The organism is Pseudoalteromonas sp. BSi20311 (genome assembly GCF_000239875.1).
Lineage (GTDB): Bacteria > Pseudomonadota > Gammaproteobacteria > Enterobacterales > Alteromonadaceae > Pseudoalteromonas.
Map to the genome: position 1 here is coordinate 44,904 of NZ_BADU01000075.1, position 25,527 is coordinate 70,430.

Annotated in this window: 32 protein-coding genes and 1 tRNA gene; 10 read left to right on the top strand and 23 right to left on the bottom strand. The window is 41.2% G+C overall.

Translation table 11 applies throughout. The features are described 5' to 3' along the window. Nucleotides 1–36: 36 nt before the first annotated feature. From P20311_RS08355 to P20311_RS08370, 4 genes are read left to right on the top strand one after another with little or no spacing between them, the layout of a single operon-like run. A complete protein-coding gene (locus P20311_RS08355; protein WP_008111691.1) occupies nt 37–1,818 on the top strand; it encodes a terminase large subunit domain-containing protein in 1,782 nt (593 codons plus the stop codon). Continuing rightward, nucleotides 1,818–2,882 carry a phage portal protein gene (locus P20311_RS08360; RefSeq protein ID WP_008111692.1) on the top strand — a complete coding sequence of 355 codons (1,065 nt, stop codon included), beginning with the start codon at nt 1,818–1,820 and terminating at the stop codon, nt 2,880–2,882. The genes P20311_RS08355 and P20311_RS08360 overlap by 1 nt, the downstream gene beginning before the upstream one ends. After that, nucleotides 2,879–3,205, top strand: coding sequence for a phage holin family protein (locus P20311_RS08365; RefSeq protein WP_008111693.1), 327 nt, complete (start codon nt 2,879–2,881; stop codon nt 3,203–3,205). Before P20311_RS08360 ends, P20311_RS08365 begins: the two co-directional genes overlap by 4 nt. After that, entirely contained in the window at nt 3,205–3,663 is a 459-nt protein-coding gene (locus P20311_RS08370) for a hypothetical protein (RefSeq protein WP_008111694.1), read from the top strand. The genes P20311_RS08365 and P20311_RS08370 overlap by 1 nt, the downstream gene beginning before the upstream one ends. Here the strand turns inward: P20311_RS08370 and P20311_RS08375 are convergent, their stop codons facing one another. Then, nucleotides 3,664–3,909, bottom strand: a complete 246-nt coding sequence (locus tag P20311_RS08375; protein ID WP_008111695.1) for a PapB/FocB family fimbrial expression transcriptional regulator — start codon at nt 3,907–3,909, stop codon at nt 3,664–3,666. Nucleotides 3,910–4,251: 342 nt separating this feature from the next. Between P20311_RS08375 and P20311_RS08380 the strand changes: the two genes are divergently transcribed. After that, nucleotides 4,252–4,497, top strand: coding sequence for an ogr/Delta-like zinc finger family protein (locus P20311_RS08380; RefSeq protein WP_008111696.1), 246 nt, complete (start codon nt 4,252–4,254; stop codon nt 4,495–4,497). Nucleotides 4,498–4,552: 55 nt separating this feature from the next. On the opposite strand, the gene P20311_RS08385 is transcribed toward P20311_RS08380, so the two are convergent. The 10 genes from P20311_RS08385 to P20311_RS08430 all read right to left on the bottom strand — a co-directional run bounded on the left by P20311_RS08385 (nt 4,553) and on the right by P20311_RS08430 (nt 10,913). Then, nucleotides 4,553–4,897: a hypothetical protein gene (locus tag P20311_RS08385; RefSeq protein ID WP_008111697.1), complete on the bottom strand. Its 345-nt coding sequence runs from the start codon at nt 4,895–4,897 to the stop codon at nt 4,553–4,555. Nucleotides 4,898–4,994: 97 nt separating this feature from the next. After that, entirely contained in the window at nt 4,995–5,381 is a 387-nt protein-coding gene (locus tag P20311_RS08390) for a hypothetical protein (protein WP_008111698.1), read from the bottom strand. Nucleotides 5,382–5,383: 2 nt separating this feature from the next. Continuing rightward, nucleotides 5,384–5,653 carry a hypothetical protein gene (locus tag P20311_RS08395; RefSeq protein WP_008111699.1) on the bottom strand — a complete coding sequence of 90 codons (270 nt, stop codon included), beginning with the start codon at nt 5,651–5,653 and terminating at the stop codon, nt 5,384–5,386. Next, complete coding sequence (locus tag P20311_RS08400) at nt 5,650–5,916, bottom strand: hypothetical protein (protein ID WP_008111700.1); 267 nt, start codon at nt 5,914–5,916, stop codon at nt 5,650–5,652. Before P20311_RS08400 ends, P20311_RS08395 begins: the two co-directional genes overlap by 4 nt. Nucleotides 5,917–5,924: 8 nt before the next feature. Continuing rightward, on the bottom strand, nt 5,925–9,062 hold the full coding sequence (locus tag P20311_RS08405; protein ID WP_008111701.1) for a replication endonuclease: 3,138 nt from the start codon (nt 9,060–9,062) through the stop codon (nt 5,925–5,927). Nucleotides 9,063–9,064: 2 nt separating this feature from the next. Then, nucleotides 9,065–9,340 carry a hypothetical protein gene (locus tag P20311_RS08410; protein WP_008111702.1) on the bottom strand — a complete coding sequence of 92 codons (276 nt, stop codon included), beginning with the start codon at nt 9,338–9,340 and terminating at the stop codon, nt 9,065–9,067. A 32-nt stretch (nt 9,341–9,372) separates the two neighbouring features. Further along, nucleotides 9,373–9,963, bottom strand: a complete 591-nt coding sequence (locus tag P20311_RS08415; RefSeq protein ID WP_008111703.1) for a hypothetical protein — start codon at nt 9,961–9,963, stop codon at nt 9,373–9,375. Next, complete coding sequence (locus P20311_RS08420; protein ID WP_008111705.1) at nt 9,960–10,352, bottom strand: hypothetical protein; 393 nt, start codon at nt 10,350–10,352, stop codon at nt 9,960–9,962. The genes P20311_RS08415 and P20311_RS08420 overlap by 4 nt, the downstream gene beginning before the upstream one ends. Nucleotides 10,353–10,354: 2 nt before the next feature. Further along, nucleotides 10,355–10,627 (bottom strand): hypothetical protein, encoded by a 273-nt coding sequence (locus P20311_RS08425; protein ID WP_008111706.1) that lies wholly within the window; start codon nt 10,625–10,627, stop codon nt 10,355–10,357. Nucleotides 10,628–10,637: 10 nt separating this feature from the next. Next, the gene (locus P20311_RS08430) at nt 10,638–10,913 is read right to left on the bottom strand and encodes an AlpA family transcriptional regulator (RefSeq protein ID WP_008111708.1); all 276 of its coding nucleotides are present in this window, start codon (nt 10,911–10,913) and stop codon (nt 10,638–10,640) included. A gap of 96 nt (nt 10,914–11,009) precedes the next feature. Between P20311_RS08430 and P20311_RS08435 the strand changes: the two genes are divergently transcribed. After that, nucleotides 11,010–11,306 (top strand): hypothetical protein, encoded by a 297-nt coding sequence (locus P20311_RS08435; RefSeq protein ID WP_008111711.1) that lies wholly within the window; start codon nt 11,010–11,012, stop codon nt 11,304–11,306. On the opposite strand, the gene P20311_RS08440 is transcribed toward P20311_RS08435, so the two are convergent. Then, nucleotides 11,299–11,682, bottom strand: a complete 384-nt coding sequence (locus tag P20311_RS08440) for a hypothetical protein (protein ID WP_008111713.1) — start codon at nt 11,680–11,682, stop codon at nt 11,299–11,301. The genes P20311_RS08435 and P20311_RS08440 overlap by 8 nt on opposite strands. Continuing rightward, a complete protein-coding gene (locus P20311_RS08445; RefSeq protein WP_008111714.1) occupies nt 11,679–11,897 on the bottom strand; it encodes a YdaS family helix-turn-helix protein in 219 nt (72 codons plus the stop codon). The genes P20311_RS08440 and P20311_RS08445 overlap by 4 nt, the downstream gene beginning before the upstream one ends. Before the next feature lie 153 nt (nt 11,898–12,050). Between P20311_RS08445 and P20311_RS08450 the strand changes: the two genes are divergently transcribed. Next, entirely contained in the window at nt 12,051–12,671 is a 621-nt protein-coding gene (locus tag P20311_RS08450) for a LexA family transcriptional regulator (protein ID WP_008111715.1), read from the top strand. A 383-nt stretch (nt 12,672–13,054) separates the two neighbouring features. On the opposite strand, the gene P20311_RS08455 is transcribed toward P20311_RS08450, so the two are convergent. Further along, nucleotides 13,055–13,591: an ImmA/IrrE family metallo-endopeptidase gene (locus P20311_RS08455; RefSeq protein ID WP_008111717.1), complete on the bottom strand. Its 537-nt coding sequence runs from the start codon at nt 13,589–13,591 to the stop codon at nt 13,055–13,057. Nucleotides 13,592–13,601: 10 nt separating this feature from the next. Beyond that, nucleotides 13,602–13,952 carry a helix-turn-helix domain-containing protein gene (locus P20311_RS08460; protein ID WP_036985002.1) on the bottom strand — a complete coding sequence of 117 codons (351 nt, stop codon included), beginning with the start codon at nt 13,950–13,952 and terminating at the stop codon, nt 13,602–13,604. A gap of 263 nt (nt 13,953–14,215) precedes the next feature. Here P20311_RS08460 and P20311_RS08465 point away from each other — a divergent pair, with 263 nt between their 5' ends. Continuing rightward, nucleotides 14,216–14,581, top strand: a complete 366-nt coding sequence (locus tag P20311_RS08465; RefSeq protein WP_008111719.1) for a LexA family transcriptional regulator — start codon at nt 14,216–14,218, stop codon at nt 14,579–14,581. A 7-nt stretch (nt 14,582–14,588) separates the two neighbouring features. Here P20311_RS08465 and P20311_RS08470 read toward each other — a convergent pair whose 3' ends face one another. From P20311_RS08470 to P20311_RS08485, 4 genes are all read right to left on the bottom strand, one after another. Further along, nucleotides 14,589–15,041: a hypothetical protein gene (locus P20311_RS08470; protein WP_238529442.1), complete on the bottom strand. Its 453-nt coding sequence runs from the start codon at nt 15,039–15,041 to the stop codon at nt 14,589–14,591. Nucleotides 15,042–15,246: 205 nt separating this feature from the next. Then, nucleotides 15,247–15,582 carry a hypothetical protein gene (locus tag P20311_RS08475; protein WP_138922256.1) on the bottom strand — a complete coding sequence of 112 codons (336 nt, stop codon included), beginning with the start codon at nt 15,580–15,582 and terminating at the stop codon, nt 15,247–15,249. A 119-nt stretch (nt 15,583–15,701) separates the two neighbouring features. After that, a complete protein-coding gene (locus P20311_RS08480; RefSeq protein ID WP_036985006.1) occupies nt 15,702–16,103 on the bottom strand; it encodes a hypothetical protein in 402 nt (133 codons plus the stop codon). A gap of 274 nt (nt 16,104–16,377) precedes the next feature. Next, a complete protein-coding gene (locus tag P20311_RS08485) occupies nt 16,378–17,613 on the bottom strand; it encodes a site-specific integrase (protein ID WP_008111723.1) in 1,236 nt (411 codons plus the stop codon). 496 nt (nt 17,614–18,109) lie between these two features. Here P20311_RS08485 and fadE point away from each other — a divergent pair, with 496 nt between their 5' ends. After that, a complete protein-coding gene (gene fadE, locus P20311_RS08490) occupies nt 18,110–20,572 on the top strand; it encodes an acyl-CoA dehydrogenase FadE (protein WP_008111724.1) in 2,463 nt (820 codons plus the stop codon). 5 nt (nt 20,573–20,577) lie between these two features. Here the strand turns inward: fadE and P20311_RS08495 are convergent, their stop codons facing one another. Continuing rightward, the gene (locus tag P20311_RS08495; protein ID WP_008111726.1) at nt 20,578–21,687 is read right to left on the bottom strand and encodes a DUF6136 family protein; all 1,110 of its coding nucleotides are present in this window, start codon (nt 21,685–21,687) and stop codon (nt 20,578–20,580) included. Next, complete coding sequence (locus P20311_RS08500) at nt 21,684–22,274, bottom strand: ATP-binding cassette domain-containing protein (protein WP_008111728.1); 591 nt, start codon at nt 22,272–22,274, stop codon at nt 21,684–21,686. The genes P20311_RS08495 and P20311_RS08500 overlap by 4 nt, the downstream gene beginning before the upstream one ends. Nucleotides 22,275–22,436: 162 nt before the next feature. Here P20311_RS08500 and P20311_RS08505 point away from each other — a divergent pair, with 162 nt between their 5' ends. Beyond that, complete coding sequence (locus P20311_RS08505; RefSeq protein ID WP_008111731.1) at nt 22,437–24,380, top strand: S9 family peptidase; 1,944 nt, start codon at nt 22,437–22,439, stop codon at nt 24,378–24,380. A 52-nt stretch (nt 24,381–24,432) separates the two neighbouring features. Here P20311_RS08505 and P20311_RS08510 read toward each other — a convergent pair whose 3' ends face one another. Next, entirely contained in the window at nt 24,433–25,149 is a 717-nt protein-coding gene (locus P20311_RS08510) for a helix-turn-helix domain-containing protein (protein ID WP_008111733.1), read from the bottom strand. 248 nt (nt 25,150–25,397) lie between these two features. Next, a tRNA-Asp gene (locus P20311_RS08515) sits at nt 25,398–25,474 on the bottom strand. Between the last annotated feature and the right edge of the window lie 53 nt (nt 25,475–25,527).

Sequence of the window (25,527 nt, forward strand, 5' to 3'; positions counted from 1 at the left end):
CTTTATTACTAATACACTGCCGCCATGGATTAATTAATGTGGCGCGCTATGAAGGCTAATTACGGACCAGAGATACGCAAAAAAGCACAGGATTTGTATGTTGTTGAGGGCTATACCTATGAAGAAATAGCCGACTTAGCAGGTATGCCCAGTGCGCGCAGTATTAGGCGTTGGTCTGAGGCTGAGAACTGGGCTGACATGTGCCCAACGTATAATGCCGAAATGGCGTTTAGTCGCCGTATTAATTTGTTAGCCGATAAAGACAATAAAACCGATGCTGAATATAAAGAGCTAGACTTTTGCACGCGCCAGCTGTGTGCGCTTAATAAAAGCAAGCTGGCGCCTGCCCCTAAACAACGCGCTAACAATGACGATGCGGCCGCTGGTAATAGTGGCAGCGGCAAAAAGTCGAAGAAGAAAAAGAAAAATGATTGCTCTGGCATTACGCTTGATATGCTCAACGAGCTTAAAGATAAACTGCTTTACCCTCACCAAAAACATTGGTTTGAAAACCAAGATCACCGCACCCGCTTTATTTTAAAGCCCCGCCAAATTGGGGCTACTTTTTACTTTGCGTTTGAAGCCTTTGTTGATGCAATTATTAATGGCCGCAATAAAATATTTATATCGGCGAGCCGCGACCAGGCGGAAGTATTTAAGGCCAATATTGTGGCGCTGGTGTGTGAGCATTTTAATGTTGAGCTAACCGGTTCACCAATGGTGCTTAATTTAGCCGGTGGTAAAACGGTTAAGCTTATTTTTAAAAGTACTAATGCGCGTACTGCTCAGTCGGAAAGCGGCGATTTATATATAGATGAAGTTTTTTGGATTCCTAAATATAAGAGATTACGGGGCTTGGCGCAGGCTATGGCAACGCATAAGCATTTGCGTATTACGTATTTTAGTACGCCGAGTGTTACTAGCCATGAAGCATACGACCACTGGAACGGTAAATGGTACCGCAAAACTAAGGCGTGTAACGACCCTGAATTTGCGATTGATGTTAGCCATAAAAGCTTAAAAAATGGCAGGCTTTGCGATGATGGCATTTGGCGCCAAATGCTGACTGTGCATGATGTGGTTAACTCAGGCTTTGACCGCATTGATATTGGCGTACTTGAAAACGAATACAGCACGGATGAGTTTAATAACTTGTTTATGTGTAAGTTTATTGATGATGCGCACAGTGCGTTTAATCTTAAACAACTTATGGCCTGTGTGGGCGACTCTACCAAGTGGGATGATTTTGACTTGGATGCCGAGCGCCCATTCGCATTAAAGCCTGTGGTTATTGGCTTTGACCCTGCCCGTTTTGGCGACAAAGCAAGCGTTGCTGTGTTAAGTGCACCTATGAAGCCTGGCGAAAAGTTCCGCTTACTTGAAGCGGTTGATTTAAGCGGCAATGACTTTGAAGCCATGGCCAGCGAGATAAAGCTACTCACCGAAAAATACAACGTGCAACACGTTGGTGTTGATACCACGGGCATTGGTTATGGTGTGTGGGAGATGATCACTAAATTTTACCCGAACGCTGAGCCTATACATTACAACCCCATTATTAAAAACCAGCTGGTTATTAAGGCGATTAACGTAATTAAAAACCGACGCTTTGAGTTTGACCAGGATGCGGTAAACATTGCCAGTTCGTTTATTAATATTCGCCGTAAAGTGGTTGGCGACCAAATTACCTATGCTACTAACCGCACCGCTACAACTGGTCATGCCGATATTGCGTGGGCGATTATGCATGCCATGAAATTTGAACCATTGGACGGTAATGCCCACAGCCGCCAAACATCTGTAGGAATTGCAGCTTAATGAAACCACGATTAAAAGTAAGCAACGGCCATGCGCCTAATTATAACCAACGAACAGCGGTTACCGATGCGTTTAGTTTTGGCGACCCTGAGCCGTGTTTAGATAACCGGCTAACCGATTACGTTGGTGTGTTTAGTGATAGCAACGGCGTTTATGCGCCGCCCATTAGTTTGCAGGGTTTAATTAAACTGCTGCGCGTTAATGCCCAGCACGGGCCCATTTTGTATTTTAAGCGCAACATGATTTTAAAGTGGTATAAGCCAAACCCGCTTTTAAGCCATCAAGCATTAAGTAAGTTTGGCTTTGATTTGTTGTGGAGCGGCAACGCTTATTTGCAAATTATTAAAAATTCGTTTGGGCAAATTATTAAACTGCGGCACCTGCCTGCATTGACTATGCGCTATACGAGTACGCGCGGTGTGTATGCGCAATTAAGTAACCGCAGCCATGAGCCTATTTATTTTAATGCGGGTGAAGTTATACACGTAAAAGAGTACGACCCCGCCCAAGGTATTTACGGTATACCGCAGTATTACGGGGGTATTCAGTCGGCATTATTAAATGAAGATGCCACTTTATTTAGACGCCGTTACTACAAGAACGGTGCTCACATGGGCTTTATATTTTCAATGGCCGATCCGAACCTAAGTAATGAAGATGAGGCCGCGCTTAAAAATGCAATACGTGACAGCAAGGGTGTAGGTAATTTTAGAAGTTTATTTTTTAATTTTAGAAGTAATAAAGCCGATGCTGAAAAGTCGATAAACATTACACCGGTTGGCGATATATCAACTAAAGATGAATTTGAGCGCATTAAAAAAATTACGCTTAACGATATGCTGAGTATGCACCGTGCACAAGAAGCACTTAGCGGCCAGTCGTCTGGTGACAGTGCTGGCTTTGGTGATTTAGATAAAATTACTCGCGCTTATTACAACAATGAAGTGGTGCCACTGCAGCAAGACGTTTTAGGCATTAATAATTATTTACCTGCCGCGCAGCGTATTGAGTTTAAAGAGCCTGAGTATTCTGACCTCAACCCAACACCCAAGGAAGACGCATGAGCTGGATAGATATTATTGAATTTATAAAACAGTGGGGGCAGTTGCTTATGTTGAGCTTTTTAGCGGCGGCTATACAAATGTATTTAAGCCGTAAGGTGTTTACGTTTTTTCATTATTTTATGAGTGTGTTAATTGCTGTTTTTGCGGCGTACTTGGCGGCTATGTTTTGCGAGTGGCGGCAATTTGATGAAAGCTTAAAAACGGGTGTTATTGGTGTAACTGCGTATGCGGCCCCGCACATTTTGGAGGGGATCAATAAATTTATTGAAACGTTTAGCAAAGACCCAAAGAGTTTTATTAAATTAATTAGAGGTGGCAAATAATGGGATGGTTTAAAACACTGGTTTCATTCATCACAAACCCAATAGCCGATTTAACCGGTGGTTACGTTGAGCGTAAACGCATAGCGGCCGAAATGGCGGCCGATGTTGCACGCGCTGAAAACAATTTTAAAATTGCCCAGTTTGAAGCTAAAGCAAAGCGCTGTATGCAGGCCGAGCAAAACGACGCCGATTATGACTTTCTTGTTTTAAAGAACCGCGATAAAACCATCATGGATGAAGTGATTATTTTATTCTTTTTGGGGTTGTTTGTGTGTCACTTTATGCCTGCCATGCAGCCGTATATGCAAAAAGGCTGGCAAGCCATGGGTTATGAAGGTGCGCCCTGGTACTTTGAATTTGTGATAGTGGGTATTGCCGTTTCAACGCTTGGGTTAATGCGATTGTTTAGGGCGTTTTGGGGAAGTAAAGGCGGCAATAAAAAAAGCGCTAGTGACTAGCTAGCGCTTTTGCCAATCTATTTCTTTTATTTTCTCGACCACTTCGGCTTTAGCATTTAGCTGATTAAGTGCGCGTGAAAAGTTAGGCGCAGGAACTCCGTTTAATAGCGCCGCTGACTTTTTATCAATGCCGCGAACTAGGTAATCGCTGAGCGCAGTTTTAATATCTTCACTGCTAATTTTACACAGCGATAAAAGCAAGTTTAATCGCTCTGGTGTTTGCGTGCCTTTAAATAAATAGTTCATAAATATTTATCGGTTAAGTGATAATAATTTAATAATATTTCAATATTAAATAAATAGCCACCTATTTGATCTTTTCATTGTCACTTTGTGTCTAACATTGTCACGTTTTTGCCATTGCGATCCTTTTAAACTTTCTTTTAGATCCTTTTATTATAAGGCTTAGCCAAAAAGTGCTTGTCACTGAGGTTGTCAATTTGACGCATTTTTTGCACGAAAGCGGAAGGCGAGGAGGAGTGAATTTTTTAGCTCTTAGATTCTCAGCCAGTAGTTAAATGGTTGTTTGTCATACAGTGCGCCACTGTATATAATCACAGTGTATTTTATTAACGATTGGTGGTTATTATGGCGCGGGTTACTTGTCCAAATTGCGAAGCTAAAGCAACAGTTACATCACGCGAAAAACAAAGCGCCCATGTGGTTAATTTATATTGCTCGTGTACTAACACTCGTGAGTGCGGCGCGACGTTTCGTATTACCCAATCTTTTGATCACTTCTTAAACCCGCCTGTAAAAAGCACGCAGCAATTAGCCGCATCGCTTATTAAAAATCTATCTCGTGAGCAGCAATTAGAGTTAGTTGGCTTGTAAAATACATAGCCATAAAAAAGGCCGCTAATTTAGCGGCCTTTTTTGTGGGTGGTGGTTACTGGCGCTGTTGGCCGTATTGCTGGGGTGCTGGTTGTTGGGGTGCGTATTGCTGCTGATCATACTGCGGCGCTGGCTGGCTTTGGTATTGCTGCGGTGCGTAACCTTGGCTTTGTTGGTTTTCGCTTTCCCAAAATATATATAGTTTTAACGGGCCTTGGTGGTTAATTGGCATGGTATCGAGTTCAATCTCTACACTGTCGGTTCCGCCTTGGTTGTTGCTTGGCCATTTAGTGGCGCGGCCTAATGTGGCGTAGCGATTTTTGGTGGTGTTGCCTTGCTGGTATTTTTCAGCAATACAGGCAACACGGCCTTTGTCGAGTGGTTTATTTTGTGGGTGCATGGTGCGCTTCCTTTTTGTTTAATGTTTTATTTAATGCTTTGTGTTTTACAACTGAGTGGTACACCCAGTTGCGGCGTTTAACGGCTGGTTTCATTGATCACCATAATTCGCTTAATTCTTTTTCTAGCTGCTTTTGCGCTAGTAGCTCTTCTAGCTGTTCGCGGGTTGATTTGCTGCGCTGCTGGTAGTGCGGGCGCGGCTCTTTGTTTTCGCGGTGCGTTATTTTTGCCGGTGTGCTTACTGGCTTGGCCTGCGCAATGCGCGCTTTTTTAGTGCGTGGTTTTGCAGGGCTAGTGCGGGCTTTGTATTCTTTGCGCTCGCAGCCGCAACCTTGCACATGGCCTAGGTTGTCTTTACGTACTACGCGCGTGGTACCGCATACGCATTTACACATAAAATGCTGCACTCCTCGGTTGCGGCGGTCTTCGTTTAATACCGTCCAATTATTAAAAACGTCACCCGCTTTTACTTTACCTGTGGCCATGGTTACGCTCCTGCTAATAAACGTGGGCGCTTAAATAATAGCGCGGTGGTTTGTAGTTGCTCTATTGTTACTCGGCGGCCATCGATAGCCGTTACTTTTACTTTTTGAACCGGGTAAGTTTCTACTATTGTGTTGTAGCGATCGCTTGCGCATATATTTTTTAAACAGCGGGCGCCCTGCTGCGCAGACTCACCAAATTCACGGGCCAGCATGATTGGGTTATAAAATAGCCCTGTTTGTAGCATTTTTTCGGCTGCTTGATGTGTGTTCATAGTGACTCCTGTTGTTTTGGTTGTGGTCTGTTAGTTACTGCAAATACGTCGGCGTTAGGTTCTTGCTGATAGCCGGTACAAATTTCGGTAGCAAATACGCTGTTATTTGTTTTACCGCACTGGCCGTATTGAGTTTTAGGCTTAGGCCTATCGAATTTTGTAATAAACGGGCTGTGCTGATCCTCTGCATAGCCCTTTGGGCAAAACGCCAGGCAACTAATACATGCCTTTGGCATGAGTATTTTTGAAATTTGAATCGTCATATTTGCTCCTACGCCATTAAATCCAGTGACCACCAATCGTTACTACTGATTGCAGTGGCTTCGCCTGCTAGCACTAATCTAGCTAAATCTAAGTCGCCGATAATGTCGGCCGTGTGTTTATTAAATTGGGTGTTCGACGGTTCGCTGCGCCCGTCTAGCTCTGCATACATAAATGCCAAGTCGTAAAGCTCACGGGCATATGCATAATGTTTTTCGGTTGGGGTTGGCTTAATAGCCGATTTTGACGCTTGCATGTTTAGCTGCTCAAAACTGTGTAGCTCGCGCTCTTGCATGTAGTACACACGGTTGCCGCTGATCACGTTGCCGCCTTGGTTTAGCGCTTGAATTTGCGCAGGACTAAAGTCGCTAAGCTTGTTTTTACATTTAGCGGCGGTTTGTTCGTTATTTGGGGCGTGTTTTTGCGCTTCACTGTTGGCTATATAGTCAATAGCGTGCTGGCGCTGCTCTTTTTGCTGCGCCACTTCATCCAGTACCACTAAATTACCGTCTTTTATTAGGTAAATAAGGCCGTTATTTTTAACCCGCCTACCTGCTAACAGATCCTTTTTAACGTTAATGATCTCTTTTGAAGTAAACCCGATCATATCTAGTAATAATTCGTCTGTATGCCCTACAGCTAAAGGCGTACGATTATTCCCACTAGTCCAAGATAGGTCGGCTACGCCGACGTTGTTAGCATCCTGCCCACCAATTACGGCGGTGTTGTTATTAGCTGCAGTGCCTATAGCTTGCTTAGACCAGGTATGAACGCGAGTCACTAACGTGCAAAGCCCAAAGGTGTCTTCAACACCTTTTAGGGTTTTAGTAAATTCGGCGTATTGGTTACCGTATTCGGTATGCTGGTAGGCAGGTTTAAAACGCGCATCGCGGCCAATGCCAAAGCCACCCATTAAGGTAACAAAGGCTTTAAAGTCGCCCTTGTCGGCCGCTTGGCGTACTTGCTCTAAATCGGCATTGCCTTGCACTTCTTCACGCACTCGGCGCAACTCGCGCCAAATAGTAATGGAGGGCGACTTTTGAAACTGAAATTGCCTAATGCCCCACGTGCTAGCCCATGCTTTAACCGGATTAACTGCTTGGGTTAGTTTTTCGCCTGTTTCTGCGTCGTACTCGTTTGCCAATGCAAAACCATCAATATTTTTACTTACGTACTTAGCAACATAGGCCGCAGCGCCGCCTGACTTTTTACCGTCTTTATCTACCGTAGCCGGTAGCATTTTTATTGCGGTGTAGCGTGGGCTACTCGGAAAATAGTTTTTAAGCGGTGCGCGGGTGTAAACACCTTTAGATTTATTTAAACCCCAAATGCGTCGCGCTTTTGTGTAGCGGGCACGTAATGCTTTGCGGTTTTTAAAACGCTGAAAAAATACATCACGGTCGTCGCGGGTAAAGTAGCGGCGCAGTAAGTGGTTAACTTTGTCGTAATAACGCGCTGGCATCCATAAAAGCATGTGCCAGTGGGTGCAACCGTCGGCATGTGGCTCGGCTACACGAATACCAAAATACGGTATTTCAAGGCGGTCTAATTTAGCGCGCGCTTGTGAATACAGTTTATTTAAATACAGGCTAGCGTCTTTTGGGGTTGACCCATCCCACGATGGCGAATTTGCATGAAAACGACTCGGTGCAGTAATGTTATAAAACCCACCGGTGTAGCCCATTTCGTCTGCTAGTTCTTCGGTTTCGCGTATGCGTAGCATTAACTCGTTACGCATATTTTCAGGGTTGGCAACGCCTGCCTCAACCGCTTTCATTAGCGATATAACATCACTTTGCTCGTTTACTAATTCTAGGCTTTCTAGGTAACGCTTGCCGCGCTCTTGGTTGGTGGTGTATTCGGCCACTGCTTGTTTTGAGCAATAGGCGCTAATACCGCGGCGCTCTGTTTTTTTATTGCCTTTTTTGTCTGTGCTGTTAAATAAATCGCGGCCCACTTCGCCCGTTGCAATTTCTAGGTGCTCTAGGTAGCGGCTACGAATAGTTTTAAGTTTGCGCGCCCACCACTTATGATCTTGTGCTTTTAATAGCGCTACTTCGGCATCTGGCACAGTTAAGTAATCGCCCTTTTCAGCAAATTGCAACTGCACAGTAAACTGCTCGGCAAACTCGTTTACTTTTTCGTGTATGTCGGTTGCATCCCATGTTGGCTGCTCTTTGGCTAAATCGTTTATCATTTCGGCCGTTTGCATAGCCAGCACATTGCCGTGCTTTTTGGTTTTATCGGCATTAGCTAAAATGTGCCATGGCAGTGGCATGCTGCTAACAATTTGCTCAAGTATTTTAAGGCGGGGCTTTAATGTTTTAACTGTGCGGCGTAACCAGTCGTTCGCTTTGTAGTGTGCACGTATAGCTTTAGTTGTTAGCTGCGGCGCTTGGTGATCAGTGCTGTTACCGCTAAAGTCGTACAAGCCACGGCTAATATTAAGTAAGCGGCTTTTATATTGTTCGTCGGTTTCGTTTTTACCTTTACCCGCATTTTTTAAGCTGGTGTCGTATTTATTAATAAAGCGCTTAGCCACTCGCATTTGCAGTGGCTTTGGTACTTTGCTTAGGCATTGGTAAATAAAATTAACTTCTTCAACATCGTCAATCGCATTAATAACCGACATGGCCGATTTAGACACCTGATCGCCAACCTGCTGCTGTAAATTCTGGCTGGTTACAGGTTGTTGCTTTTTTACATTGCGCTGCTTTTGTGCAAACTCCATGTTTTTTGCAGTTTGGCGCACAAAGCTAGCTTGTATGCTTGGCGCGCGCTTGCTTTCTACAATGTCTTTAACAATGTAATTATGAATATTATTGTTATGCACTTTTTTAAGTGCCGCTTTAGCCGGTGCGCTAATTTTTAGGTTGGTTACATCAATGCGGTGTTCAATACCTTTAAGCTCATCATAAAGCCAAGCGTTTGCTTTTTCGCTTGGGTTTATGGGCTCGTCTTTATACCAGGCGTTGCTTGGTGGGGTAATTTTGGCAAGGTATTGCTTAGCCATTTTATATTGGCTGTACGCAGTAAAACGGCCAAGGCCGCTTATTAAAAAATTTCTATGTTCAATGTCGTCAACGGCTTTAACCATGGTTAAAACCGCTGTTACAACATCAAAGCTTACAATGGGCCACATGCTCATTGTTACAGCTCTATTTCCATTGGCTCGCCACCTGTTTGTACTGCATGTAATGCAATGCTCATTAGGCTGTATGCTCGCTCAAAATTAACGTCGTCGTCGGCAATTAGTTTTACGATTGGTAGCAAGTCGGTTAGCGTGTCTTCGCACTGCATTAGCATGCCAATGGTGCTGCGCTTGTTTAAATTGCGAATAGTAAAATTAGCTTGCTCAATGGCGTGTAAAACAATATTGAGTATTAACTGTTTTTTAGTTAGATCTTGGTCTTTGATAGCGTTCATTTCAGTATTCCTTTGGGTGTTGTTATTGGTTGTTAAATTACGAAGATTTCAGCGGCGGCTGGGTAGCCTTTGCAAAATACAAAGTGAGCGTATTCGGTTGAGTCGGTTTTACTTGGTTTTGCGGGGTCAAAGCCTGGGCGTTTGCTATGCACATAAACCGCGGCTAATGGCAGCTTTTGCCACATTGGTTTGCGCTTTTGGCTACCCAACCAATTAAGGCGTTGCAGCATAATCACTAAACAGCTGTCTTCAACCATTTCAAGTGCGTGCTCGGTAAACGCTTGCGCTTGGTTAAATGGCGGGTTTGTGATGATCATGTCGTATTTGCGTGATTCATAACTTGGCACGTTTAAAAAGTTAACGCCTGTTAAATTAGCGCGTGAGTCTTCACGTATATCCCAGCTATCTACTGTAAAACCCTCTTTTTCTAATACTGTTGGGTAGCTCATTGGGTACTTGTCGCAGCCGCCTGCGCTTGGGTCGAGTACTCTTGGGTTTTCATCTGGTGAACAAACCAAAATATTATTTTCAGCAAACGCTGCTAAAAAGTCTTCTATTAGCCAATGCGGTGTTACGTAGTAATCATCTGCATTGCGCACCGTTCCGCGATTAGTTGAACTCATGCTTGCGCCTTTGTAATAGTTAAATGTGAATAGTTAGTGCTGGCTTCAACGCGCGGGGCGTTTTGTAAAAACTTAGCCGGTGCCATGGCGTTAGCATCGGTAAATGCTTTTACTAATTGCTCCATTTGCAAAATAGCCTTGTGAATTTTTAAGCGAGTATCTGCATCAAAATTAGCAAAGCCGCTTTCTAAATGGTGGCGCTTTAGGCCTGCTGCAAAACACACTAATGTGCGCTCTTGCTCGCTTAGCACTTTGGTATACACGTACTCTGGCGTGTGGCGCTCACTGCCTAACAGCGCTTTTATTTCGGCAAGGCCTTTTGGTATGTGGCGCCCAGTTACGGCTTTTAATGGCGCTGAGTTTGGGTAGTTAATAGCTGTGTTTGCCATAATTAATTAACTCCTTGCTGGCTGCGGGTGGCTGCTTTTAAGTAATTAGTTGCTTGTGTTTTTAACCAATACACGGCTTTTTGTATTGTTTGGTACTCGTCGCCATTGCAATAAACCGGCAAGTCAAAATCGCCAACGCGCGCCTGAAGCACTGGGTCTAAACCAAATATGGCTTTGCGTGTTGTAATTTTGCAGCTCAATAAATAGCGGCATTGCTCTGCTAATGTTTTAAAACTGCTTAACGTTTCGCGACTAAATACTTGGTATGTGCTCATTGCCCTGCTCCTAGTTATTAACTTGTTTATTGCCGTAAATCTCTTGAAACTTCTCACTGCCTAAACGCATAAACTCTTCAATATCGGCTTCAAGCCACACAACACGGCCGCTCGATATTTTATGTGTTTTAGGAAACTGCCCTTTATCCATCAACCGGTATAACGATGAACGGTGCATTCCGCACTTTTGTGCTACATCGGCTGGGCGTAAGTAGCGGTCGTTAATGGTGATAACTTCGCCGCGTAAATTGCGGCGGTAGTGATCGGCTATATTTGATTGGCTCATGCTGTATCTTCCTTACCCTATTTCTATAAAATCCCTCTCTGTTTTGGTATGTTGCAAGTGCGAATATTCACAAACCAAAACAAAGAGGAAAAACCTATGTCGGAAATTGATAAAATTAAATTATTCAATAACCTGTCTAAAAACCTAATGGCTGTACTGTTTAAACAATTCCCTGAACAAGACATACTTGAACAGGCTGAATTTGTTAACAAATCGCCGTACATCACACCATCGGTGTACGAATCCACCTTAAAACAACTAATTCTTAGTGGCTTTATCGCCCCTGCGGACCAAAAAAACGCGTATTACTTAACAATTAAAGGGGCAAACACTGTTTATACAAACCTCGTTCAAGACCCTCACGAGCGCCTTGCAAAACAAGAGGCTAAATAAGCGCTAATGCTTTTTTAATTGCGCTTGGATGCTCAAATACATCCTCGTGCCGTGCGGCTTCTTCAAAAACATCAGCCAAAAGAGCCGCCATATCATTTACACTCTTCCCTTTATTTGCCTCAGTGCGCGCAAATTTAACTGCAACACCTAACGCAATGGCCGCTAAGTCAATCGGCGTTAACGTGGTCGCGCTACTCATGGCGTTTATAATGGCGAACTCCACTTTGGCCTTTTCGTTACGCTGTGCAAAAAACTCAACTGCCAGAGCGTCAATATCAAAAGCAGGCGCATCTTTATTTTCTTTTTTTCTGCGGGCTAAATTTTCTTTGGCTGACTCTTCTGTTATCCAGCACCCTGTAAAAATGTCATTAATCATGCTGCATCGTCCTTGTTTGTTTTTTGGTGATCGGCGAGTAAATCGTTTACCGATACTTCACCGTTGGTTAGTTCTGAAATACGCGGGATGTATTTCGCTGGGGCTTGGCCGAATTTATTCATCCAGTCCCATACTGAAGCCTGTTTTACACCTAAGGCGTTGCCTAGTTTGGTCTGTCCACCATAGATTTTTACAGCTTTAGTGATGTTATTCATAGTTAAACACCTTAAATTACAGTTTGTAGCTGTATTAAAGTACAGTTAAAGGGTGGTTGTCAATACCCTTTTTAACTGTAAAATAGTCAAAAGCTGTAATTTAGCTGTAAGTAATTTGCTTACTCTGTTGATTTAAATGATAAAGGACTAACTATGTGCATCGGAAAAAGAATAAAAGAAAGACGAAAAGAGCTTAAGCTCACTCAAGTTCAATTGTCAGAAATGGTAGGCATTGCACAGCAATCACTTCAAAAAATTGAAAACGGCACTACAAAAAACCCACGCAATATTCAAGCGCTGGCTGATGCGCTAGATTGCGCGCCTGAGTTTTTACAGTTTGGAATTGGTGAAAGCGAAAACAGTAACGTTGCACCGGGGCCAACACTTAAAGCGGCTGTGCCGTTAATTAGCTGGGTGCAAGCTGGCGCATGGTCTGAGATTAGTGAAATTAAAGCGTATGATGCAGAGCGTTACTTATGCCCTGTAAAATGCAGCGACCTAACCTTTGCGTTAAAAGTGCAAGGCGTGAGCATGGAACCGAAGTTTTATGACGGTGATTTAATATTTGTAGACCCTGAAGCTGAATGCATCCACGGTTCGTACGTAGTGGCGCGCCTAGACGATAATAACGAAGCCACCTTTAAGCAGCTAATTATTGAAAGCGGCCAAAAGTTTTTAAAAGCCGCCAACCCTAACTGGCCTGAGCAATTAATACCGATTAATGGTAATTGTACATTGGTTGGTAAAGTGGTGTTTGCGGGTAAGTCTTTTTAGTTAACTAAACACCAGGCACAAAAAAGCCCGCGTTTGCGGGCTTTTATATGCAGACCTACTGGTTACTATGCTCGGACTAAGAATGCCCAAGCTTGATAACCATACTCGTGAGCGTCTAATTGTTTTTCTGATTTACCACGTACTTTGCGGTAGCGGCAGAAAATCCACTTAAACCCTTTCGGAGCAGGCTTGTTACCTAACTTTTTTAGTTTCACTCATACAACACCTCCTTACTGAGATAAATTGTTTCCTTGAGTTTTTGGTATTATGGTGCTAAATTCATCATTGACTTAATACGAAAACGCAAGGTCTCGATGCTACTCAGTACATCAAGCTTTTTGTTTTAAGACTCTAAGTGAGTTGGCGCTCATTTAGAGTCTACCCTACCTAAAAAATTTACTTTGGTAGGTTGCTGCTTCCAAAGATACACCACATAGGTCTGCAATTTCTTGCGGTGCTTTCCCCTTCAGCAAATCTTTTTTTGTGTATGGCATTAGAATTTCACCACCAAAACAATTGGCCTGCCATTCACTATCTTCGAACGGTCTTAGCTCTTCATTAGTTCTGGCTAAAGTAATTTCTAAGTTTGAGTGTAATATATAATGCCCCAACTCATGTGCGGCAGTCATTCTATCGCGTCCACAACCATCCAGCGCTCGCTCGTAAACATCTTCTCTAAGCATTATTGTTTTTTGTTCTGGTATAGTGAGCCCATGATTACTTTGCATTACTGATTTTGGAAGAACTTCAAAATTAAACTCATTATCAAGTTTAGGTAATGTAAATTCCAACATTTCAATAATGGGTAAGTATAGTGAGCTACTACCCTGCTTTTTTTCTAATGTTAAACGCACAATCGAAGCAGCTTCTCGAATAGCATGCCTAGATTCAGGTGGTACTTTGATAGAATAACCGCTCAAATCACACTCCTTATTTCTCTAATAATCGTTTTAAATTTTCATAATCTTCATTATTTAAGTCATCAAAATTTCTTGCAAATAGAAGCGCTGCTTCTCTTGCCGTTTGATTTTTACCTTGTAAATTAACCTCTACGGAAGTTTGCGACAGCTCTGCATTCTTACGTAACTCTTTTTCCATTTCAGTATTCGGCTTTAGACGATTAATAATCTGCTCTAAAATGTCACTTGTAACAGGCCTTTTACCTGTTTCAATTGCCGAAATATAAGATGAAGTTTTACCTAGCGATTCAGCTAAAGCTTTTAACGATACCTCTAGGTCAATCCTCAGTTTCCGTACTGATTTTCCAAAAGGACTTAACATATTTATTCTCCCAACCCATGACGCGGTAATGGATGAAATTCACCCAACATGAGAATAGTAACTTAGCCGAGAAAATAAATCAACTAAATTTAGATGATTTATTTTCTCGGCTAAGTTTAGTTCTTTGCAAGATTAAATAGTAAGATATCTTATGCGTAATATTATGGCACTTATCTTTAAAGCAGTTAATGCGAAACACTCAAAACTGTATATCCATACAGTTAATTTTATGCTTTAATTAATTTTTTAGCAGGCTTATAAAAATGCTCATACAAAATGTTCTGACAGGTCCTAATTTAAAAGACCTTAAAACAACACTTGATAATAACTTTTTAAGTGACGCTACATTTGTTGGACGCGCCAGTGGTAATAGTATGGAAGGCGTTGGTATATTTGATGGCGACTTACTCATAGTTGATAGAGCTAAATCTGTTAAGCACTATGACATAATTGTGGCTTGTTTAAATGGCCAATTCGTTTGTAAGCTTGCTGATTTAAAAAATAACCTTTTACTTTCAGCCAACCCAGAAAATGAGCCCGTTAAACTCACAGAGTTTGACCAGTACAATATTGAAGGTGTTGTAACTCAATCAATTAGAATGCATAGGGCTAACTTAACCTTAGGATAGACAGCAGTTACATTAACTTTAAAAAAGGCTCTCCTTTCACAATCACTTTTGTTGTATCTAATTTATTAAGCTCATTTGTATTTATGTTTAATAAATTAGCTTCAACTAAAAATACCGCTCTTTGGTTTTGCTTATCAACACTCAAAACTTTAACTTTTGCAAATGTTTCAGCCTGTTCTGATCGAACAAGCGCTTCACCCTCTACGTCTGCAAATACAGAAAAGTTAGGGTTATCTTTTGATTTTGATACAAGCTCAACACCCTGCTTTATATCTTTCTTTTTTATAGCAAACGCATGAAAGTCGTTGTCATTTTTACCAAACGAAACAACCACTGACTCATCTGAACTAGCTAACAAATTAAATGTATCAACGCTTATATAAAGTATCTTCTGTTGAAAATTATAAACATGCGAATAAATTATTAACGCGACAAATATTATAGAGAAAAATATTTTCATAGGGGCGAACTCTAATTAACATGTTTATATTAAATAGAGCATAGTGCATTGGAAAGAATTGTTAATTGTAATGTCCGAAAAGTGCCATTTCCGGACGTTCGTAACGCCTCGCTTAACCGGCGAAAAATAGCAGGCCAAAGTTAGCGACGAAGGAGCTCAAGCCTGCTGTTTTGCGTCCTTTGGTTAAAGCGTTTGTTAGGTGAATTTAAGCCATAAATAGAGCAACGACAATAGAAACCCAAGTTAAACCAAAAACTAAAATACTAGTATTTTCGGATTCTGAATTTATATACAAAAATAAAGTGCCAAAGAAAAATGCAATTGGTGTTGCTGCCATTGCTGAGTATTCGCTTGGCAATTCTTGCCCCAAAAAAACAATTAATATTTTTAAAATAATGAACGCAAAAGACATATAAAAGAAGACCCGAATCATCCATATTCTTAGATGATCATCTGAAGCAAGCGGTCTTACTTTTTTAGTAAGGAATATCTTCCTTAGAATTTGTAAGATTTCCTTATCCGTTTTATTTAGCTTAAACACACTAATGGATTTCCTCATTCACCTAACGCCCAAATAACGGGCTAAGTAATGTTGGCTAAAATAGTGAGGTACGAACGGTAGCCAACTGTTACGTGTCCCAGTTTATTTGCTTGTTATGATTAAATTGCTGGATACTTTGGACATTCATCGCTAACCACTGACATCATAGCTTTTAACATTTTGGTTTGACCTACTCGCTTCATACTCCATAACATTGCGTAATTATGGCTTAAAGTATGAGTGTAAGCATTTTGAAGAACCATTAACTCAAGTCCCTCTGATTTGACGTAATCTGACATTCTAATTGAATATATTAATGAATCTTGGGTAGATAGTTTTGATCCATCACTCTTAACAAAATGATTAACAGAAATGCAATTAGCTATTTTTTGAACTTCTCTATTCTTAGACTTAAAGCTTTCAGATTTGAATACATTGTCTAGTTGTTGGATTATTTCATTACCTTCCATAGAAAAAGCAAATGTTGGTAGAAAAAATAGTATAAATATAATATTACGCATAACTTCCCTTTAATCATAACAGCTTATTGAACACCATTTTGGTGGTTTATAACACACCAAAACGGCCTATATTACATACCATGATAATTTCACCAATAATTACCTTTGTAAACAAGTAATTAAAACAGCTAGAAATTAAGCATGTTATTTTGCCCCAAAACGGCGTTTAATAATGTTATTGGACAAAATTAGATTTCTACTTAAAACACAGGAATAAATTTAACTTTTTCAGTGTCCGGTTATCGCTCTTTCCAGACCTTTAACAATACTAAGCTTACTTTATGGCACAATATATAAAGTCTTCCCACACCTCAATGCTTTGGCGTTTTTCTTTCATATAGTCGTATCTGTCGTAATGCACGCTTGATACATCAAACTTGTTGTGTTGCTGCAGTATGTCGCGGTTTATTTTATCTATGCCTGCTTTGCCCATGAGTGTTTTACACGTTCGGCGTAGGTCGCGAGGATTAAAGTTTGGCACTTTGTTTTTTTCGCACCAGCGTAGTATTGCCATTCTTAATGTTGATACGTGGGCGGTGGCTATTGGGTTGTCGCGATGCGGGAACATTTGCTCTGCTTTACCTGCTTGTTGCATTAGCTCTTGGATAATTGGTATTGCGGTTTCGCACAATGGCACTATATGATCACCCCGCTGTTGTACTTTTATTCTGCTAGCGGGAATGGTAAATGTTTTGCTTTTTAAGTCAAAATCACTTACGTATGATCCGTAAACCTCATTTACTCGTTGGCCACCAAGTAATAATGCCAGTTTTATGTATTGGTGGGTGTAATAAGGTAGGTCATCCGCATTCCATACTTTTTTTAGTTCAGCTTCATTTAACCAGCGTTCACCTTTGTTTTTTGGCGTTTCAAAATTAATGTCTCTGATGAAGTTGGTTTTTATATCATAGAGGTTAGGCTTTTTGTATTGCTCTGGCGAGTTATCAAAATCTATGGCAAATTTTAATATGCTCATTAGTACACTGCGAACTAGTCGCGCTTGTTCTTTAGCGCCACGGTTATAAACACGGTAAATAATGTCGCGGGCCATGTCGATTGTGAACTCGTCGGGCATTAATTCGGGTTTTATAAACGGGTTTATGTTTCTTTTAATTAGCTTTTCAGTTCGGTCTATTGTTGACTCTGCCCAGCGTGTACTTATGAATACGTTAAAGTCATCGAGCATTTGTAACATGGTGCGCTTTGCTGATGATTCAAACTCTGCTTTTTGAGTTTCTAATTGGTGTTCTTGCGGGTCGATATTGTCACTTAATAAGACTGCGATTTTGGCATGTTTACTACGCGCTTTTTTAAGATCAACGGTAGGGTAATTACCAAGGCCTATAACTTTACGCTTGCCATTTATGTGATACTGAACCCGAAACGTTTTAGCACCAGATTCGCTAACTCTAATTTGTAAGCGCCCTTCCCCATAGTTACCTGACTCGGTTAATACATAGCGCTTTTCTTTGGCCTTAAGCGCCTTAATTGATTTGTCTGTAAAGTTCATATAATGCCATTTGAAACTGTGACCACCACATGGGTCACAGTTTTGGTCGCAGATTAGTATGCGATAACAATAACAGAAAGAGACAAAATGAAAAGCTTTACACCATTAAAAACGAGGGTTTGCAGTGGGTTGCGACAAGCTAATACTGGATGAAATCTAAAAAACCGACATGCCAAGTAATTCACACATAAAATAAATAAACCTTTAAAAAGCTAAACATAGAATATCGTTCTATTTTTAATAAGCGTACACTGATCATCATAAGTATATTTACTTAATTAAACTTATATTACTACTAGATTAATTGATTTTTTAATGCTTATATTTTTTATGATAAGCCAAAATAAACGATTACTGCCAAACTGTTCGTATAACATACAACGCATTGTAATAATCGTACTGATAACTACACTTTAATCTAAGTAATGTACTTGAAACTTAGCGTTACTAGCGCTACTCTAAACGAGGTGGTCTGACCTCTATTAAGGAATTAGCAATGACACTCATATTTACACTTGGTTTAATCGCACTGCTCAGCATTGCGCTTTACCACAGAGCGAGTTGGAACACAGCACTTGGTGTTTCTGCCGCAACATTATTAATTGGTACCTTTGCTGGTGCTTTTGGTTTAATTAGCTGGGTGATCTTTTTAATCATCGCAGTGCCTCTTTCTGTTACTGGTATTCGCCAGCAATACATTATCAAACCTATTTTCACCATCTTTAAAAAAGTAACACCGAGTATGTCTGACACCGAAAAGTCAGCAATCGATGCGGGTACTACGTGGTGGGAAGCGGATTTATTTTGTGGTAATCCAGATTGGAAAAAGCTTCACCAGTATCCAGTTCCAAAACTCACTATTGAAGAGCAGGCATTTATCGACGGCCCTGTTGAAGTAGTGTGTAGCATGCTGGACGATTGGGAAGCAACGCATGAGCTTACCGATCTACCTCAGGATGTATGGCAATATCTAAAAGATAATAAATTCTTTGCCATGATCATTAAAAAGGAATACGGCGGCTTAGAATTCTCTGCATTTGCACAATCGTGTGTACTGCAAAAGCTAACCAGTAAATCAACATTGCTTTCGTCAATTGTTGGTGTACCTAACTCGTTAGGTCCGGGTGAGTTATTACAGCACTATGGTACTGAAGATCAAAAAAATCATTACTTACCGCGTTTAGCAAGCGGTCAAGAAATTCCATGTTTTGCACTTACCTCGCCAGAGGCGGGTTCTGATGCAAGCTCAATTCCAGACTACGGTGTAGTATGTAAAGGGCAATGGAATGGCGAAGAAGTGGTGGGTGTAAGCCTTACATGGAACAAACGTTACATTACGCTTGCGCCTGTGGCTACGGTACTTGGCCTAGCATTTAAATTACAAGATCCAGATGGATTATTAAGTGATGTTAAAGAGCCTGGCATTACCTGTGCGCTTATTCCAACAGATACCCCAGGGGTAGAAATTGGTCGTCGTCACTTCCCGCTTAATGTGCCGTTCCAAAATGGCCCTACTCGCGGTAAAGATATTTTCGTTCCACTTGATTACATTATTGGCGGCCCAGAAATGGCTGGTCAAGGCTGGCGTATGCTAGTTGAATGTTTATCGGTTGGTCGTGCAATTACATTGCCGTCAAACTCAGCCGGTGGCATTAAAATGATTGCAGTAGCAACAGGTGCTTATAGCCGTATTCGTCGTCAATTCCGTTTACCTATTGGTAAAATGGAAGGGGTTGAAGAATCAATGGCGAAGCTTGCTGGTTATGCTTACAGCTCAGACGCTGCTGTTAGTATGTCAACAGGTGCGGTTGATTTAGGCGAGAAGCCATCCGTTGTGTCGGCGATTATTAAGTACCACCTTACCGAGCAAATGCGCGATTCAACCATTCATGCAATGGACGTGCTAGGCGGTAAAGGGATCATGCTTGGGCCAAATAACTATTTGGGTCGTGGCTATCAAGGTGCACCTATTGCCATTACCGTTGAAGGTGCAAACATCTTGACCCGTAATATGATTATTTATGGTCAAGGTGCAATTCGCTGTCATCCATTTGTACTTACCGAGCTAGGTGCGTGTGAAATTGAAGACCGCGAAGAAGCGCTTAACGTATTTGATAAAGCGCTAATGGGTCACATTGGCTTTACCATGTCTAACCTTGTACGTACTAAGTGGCTTGCGCTTACTGGCGCTCGCTTTACTAGCGTGCCATACAAAGACGAAACTGCAGAGTTTTACCGTATTGCGTCTCGCTTTAGTGCATCACTTGCACTTATGTCAGACATTAGCATGGCGGTATTTGGTGGTTCTCTTAAACGTAAAGAACGTATTTCAGCACGTTTAGGCGACTTATTAAGTTACCTTTACTTAGTATCTGCAACGCTAAAACGTTACAACGACGAAGGCCGTAAAAAAGAAGATTTTGCATTGGTTCAATGGAGCTGTCAGGATCACCTTTACCACTGCCAGCGTGCACTTGCTGATTTAATCAATAACATGCCGTCGGCTCCACTACGTGGTGTTTTAAAAGTATTGTTATTCCCGTTTGGTCGTCCGGTTCGTAAACCTACCGACAAACTTGAGCACAAACTAGCGCAGTTGTTACAAGTTCCTAGCGAAACACGTAATCGTTTAGCAAGCTATGTATACCTTACAAACGAACCGCTTAACCTTGTGGGCCGTCAAGAGCAAACGCTTAAAGACGTTCTAGAAGTAGAGCCATTGTTTGAGCGTGTATGTAAAGAGAAAGGCGTAAAGCTGCCATTCTTCCAGCTTGATAAAGTGGCGCAAATGGGTTTAGAAGCGGGTATTTTAAGCCAAGCAGAAGCCGATAAGCTCGCTGCAGTTGAGAAAGCACGTCTAGATGTGATTAACGTTGATGACTTTGACCCTGCAGATTTACTTGCCGGCAAAGCAGCGCGTAATAGCAAAGCGAAATCTAAAAAGGCAGATGCTGCTTAACTTTACTAATAAAAGCTAAGCAACACACCTGTTATAACCATCCAAACCAGCGCATAATGCGCTGGTTTTTTTTGCGCTAAGGCCTGTTGTAGTAAACACCAAATAACCCCTATTACTAGCAACAAGCAATTTGCTTGATTAAATAAAACCACAAAACCAACCAGTGCGAGTAATAATACAATTAAGCTAGGAATAAATAAGCTAACAAAGAATGCTGTTTGCTTATTCTGCATGTTAAAAAACACACTGTACTGCTGATATAGGTGACGACAATCAAATTGTAGTGAGCTACTAAATAACACCACAAAGGCAAGTGACAAAATACTGAATATAGCAGCTAAATCAGCGCGCTCTTGTAACAACACCTTGGATGCCATAAATACACATAGTAATAAAGCTCCTCGCCATATCAAAGCCCAGCTATTATGCATAAAAAATAACAGCCAAAAGCCTGTAAGTGAATTCAACTTTAGCTTAGCTGTAGCATTAAAAGGGACCATCAAGGTGCTTAGCGCAAACAACAGAACAAAGCCGCTATGATAAAGCAATGAACTGACATCAAGCGGTAACGTTGCCCAAATTGCGGATAACAAAAAGCCATAAACCAGCGCTATTGGCTTGTATAAACATAAAATGCCGAGCACAAATTGCAATAGTAAAAACAACCAGAAGTGCGGCACTCTAAGCCACTGACTCACACTAAGATCAATCGCGATAATGAGGCTCGCAATCAACCAGCCATTGCTTAAAAGTAAAAGCTTTATATCCATAAAACCAAGCCAATACCGCTTCACCAATGTTTGTTGAAAGGCACGTTGAGCGGTGTTTTTTATCGCAGATTTCATTGCGCTCAACATGACACTTTGCAACAGCAAATACAGCCAAGCCATCTGCGCACCATACTGCGGTGCATCGCTGCTATCGATAATTTTTCCCAGCCCTAAAAACAACAGTAAAATCATACCAAGCATGGCAGAGCCAAGTACCACTAGAAATAACAAGCCAAAGTTTTTAAGTTGCAACAATAATTGCGTGAGTTCAGTTTTGTAAGCCTGATAACGATAATCCATAAAGGAGCGATATTGCCCGATTGATTGTTTTAAATTTGCAATCATAACGGTATACACTCAAAGCCACGCTCAATAAATGGCGCTGGTTCATGGCAAGTGATGACTATTTGCCCATTTGGCTTATCTATTAGATATTCATCAAGCAGTACTAATAAATACTGAATACTGGCTTGATCAAGTGCTGCGCTGGGTTCATCTAATAGTAAATACGGTGCATCACGCATCAGCGCTAAAATTAACTGGCATTTTTTTTGGTTACCTGACGATAGCGCATCAAACCGTGTATTTAAAAATTCATTAAAATAAAATCCATCTATTATTGTCGTTGGCCAATCACAACCCAGCGTATTCACGGACAAGTTAATAATTTGCTTTGCCGTAAGAAAGTCAGGTAAAGCAATACAGTCTGAGGCTATAGCAACTTGTTTATGCGGTTCGGTTAATGCTTTTTTAGAAAATAAAATCTGCCCACTTTGGCGCGTTTCGAGCTCTGCCAACATCATCAACAACGTTGTTTTACCTTGGCCATTAGGCGCTTCAATGCATATTTTAGGTGCACAAAACTGCACACTATAGCCACTGTACAATATGTTTTCAGCAAACTGTTTATGTAACCCAATGACTTCTATCATAAATACTCCCTGATTTTGAAAGTGAATTATAACTGGTTTTCTATTTTCGTGGGCTACATGGTTTGTAACACTTTATTGCAGTTCGAATAGGCTAATTACTTGCGTTTAAAAAATGTTCGGTTAACACTAAAAGTCTATAATTATAATCCAAGGAATGTATCTATGAAAAAAGCCCTCAAATTTGCCTGTATTACCTGTGCAGTATCAATTGCATTAACAGGTTGCAGTCAATCTAATAATTCAGCCTCTACCCCTGTGGCAACTGAGCAAACACAACAAGTAAAAACCTATAACGCTAAAACCTTTTTTGATACAACATCTATCATGGGCAGTAGCTTTTCCCCGACTGGCGATAAAGTTCTAGTTAGTAGCGATGAAAGCGGTATCTATAGCCTCTATGAAGTCGATGTAAAAACAGGTAGCAAAACGCGCCTAACCAATTTTGAAGACAGCACCTACCCTATTCGCTATTTCCCAAATGATGAGCGTGTACTATTTACCAAGGACTCAGGCGGTAATGAGCGCTACCATGTTTATGTGCGTGAAGTTGATGGTTCAATCAAAGATTTAACTCCAGGGGAAGAAACCCGCGCGAGTTTTGCAGGCTTTACTAAAGATGGCAGTCAGTTTTTTATTACCAGTAATCAACGCGATGCCAAGTTTATGGACTTGTATCGTGTAGATAGCAAAACCTATAAAGTCACGCCCGTTTATCAAAACACACAAGGACTAGATGTGGGCGCAATTAGCCCCGATGGACGCTACATTGCACTGTCTAAAAATAATACCAATAAAGACAGCGATACGTTTATTCTTGATACCTATAAGAAAACCCTCAAGCCACAGTTAATTTCTAAACACGATACCCCAGCACAATATACGCCTGAAACCTTCTCTGTAGACAGCAAATATTTATACTACTCAACAGACGCTAAAGGAGAGTTTTCACAGGTATGGCGTTATGAGTTAGCCACAGGCGAACATAGCCCTGCACTAAAAGATAATTGGGACGTTAGCTTTATTTACTTTTCTAAATCTGGGCGTTACCAAGTAAGCGGTGTAAATGCTGATGCCAGCACAAAGGTCACAGTAAAAGACACGCAAACAGCGGATGAAATTGCCATGCCTAAATTACCTGCGGGAAATCTACGTGGTGTGAATTTCTCAAGCGATGAGAAAACCATGGCGTTTTATTTAAATTCAGATACCTCACCAAGCAACTTATTTGTTTGGCAAGTTGGCAGTAATGAAGCCAAGCAACTTACCAACACATTAAGTGAAGATATAGATCAAAACGACTTAGTAGAGAGCACCATTGTGCGCTTTAAAAGTTTTGATGATTTAGAAATACCGGGCGTATTATACAAACCAAAACAAGCCAGCAGCACCAATAAAGTACCTGCACTTATTTGGGTGCATGGCGGCCCAGGTGGGCAAAGCCGAACTGGTTATAGCGCAATGCAGCAACATTTAGTTAATCATGGCTATGCTATTTTTGCCGTCAATAACCGCGGTAGCTCAGGCTATGGTAAAACATTTTTCCATTTAGACGATAAAAAACATGGCACCGATGATCTACAAGATATTGTCTACGGTAAAAAACACTTACAAAGCCTAGATTGGGTCGATGCAGATAAAATCGGCATCATGGGTGGTAGCTACGGCGGCTTTATGACCGCAGCCGCGCTTGCCTTTGAACCGGAAGAGTTCAAAGTAGGTATCAATATTTTTGGTGTGACTAACTGGGTACGCACACTGAACTCAATTCCACCATGGTGGGAAAGCTTTAAAAAGGCGCTATACGATGAAATGGGCGATCCTGCCACCGATGGTGAACGTCACCGTGCTATTTCACCGCTATTTCATGCCGATAACATCACTAAGCCTTTAATGGTTATTCAAGGTGCTAATGATCCACGCGTATTACAAATTGAAAGCGATGAGTTGGTTGCTGCGGTTAAAGCTAATGGTGTGCCAGTAGAGTATGTATTATTTGATGATGAAGGCCACGGTTTTAGCAAAAAAGAAAACCGTATCAGCGCCTCCAACGCCTACCTAAACTTTTTAGATACTTACTTAAAAGAGTTATTTGGCCCACAAGGGTAATTGTAAGCCAATTTATATTAAAGCCTGCTGCGTTTTCATGTACGCAGGCTTTTTATTGCTTGGTTAATCTAGGTTCCAGTAAAGCGAGCGCCAAACCAAATACAGCAGCAAAAATACCTAAAAACTCAAACCAACTATTGCCTGCATGTGGCATAGTCCGCGAAAGCTCATTTGCAGTATAAACACGTTTACCTCCCTCAACCTCTTCAACAAATGATTCACCGACATACTCATCCATTAACTTAAAACTTGGTACCCTTCTGGCCAGCATTTCCCGATTTTTCTCATCTCTTTTTTCTCGATTCGACTCAATAATATAATTGCTCCAATGAGTAAAAACATTCAGAGGTTCACCTGTTTTGATCACACCTTGTGATTTATATTCGTAAAAGCGCTCATTGAACACATAGTTTTTATGTCCTGCATAAAACAATGCACAACCAATAGATATTAAAAACATTGCGAGATAAATAACCTTACGCTGTGTGGCTGAGCTCTTTACTGCTTTACTTTTATACCACAGCTCTACATCGGGTATTTGCATCAGTCTAACTTTATCGTGACTCGATACTAGTGGCTTCATAAACTCATCAATTGAAAGATCTAATGCTATCAATAAAGCTCTAAATATTTCATTGGAGGGAATTGATTTATCGTTTTCAAGCTTGGATAAATAACTCTGCTCTATACCCGCTTGCTGGGCAAATTCAGGTTGGCTCAATTTTTTATTATTTCTTAGCTGCTTTAATTGCTGACCTAATGTACTCATCTTAATGCTTCCTTTTTTAAAGTGAGATTAGATTCTTGGTAATTCATGCAGAGATAAGAAGCTGAATATTAAAGAATAGCCAAGAATATTAGCAGGTTAGTATAGAAGAGTCGAGCTTATAGCTTATAGCTGATAGCTGATAGCTGATAGCTGATAGCTGATAGCTGATAGCTGATAGCTGATAAAAATTATGTTTGAATTTATTAATAAGGAAATTATTTATTGCTTGTTATTGAGGAAATAACAAGTGGCGGAGTGGACGGGACTCGAACCCGCGACCCCCGGCGTGACAGGCCGGTATTCTAACCAACTGAACTACCACTCCGCAGTGGTATGTGCATGGGGTAATGCACTTACTAATTTTGTTACGATATCAAA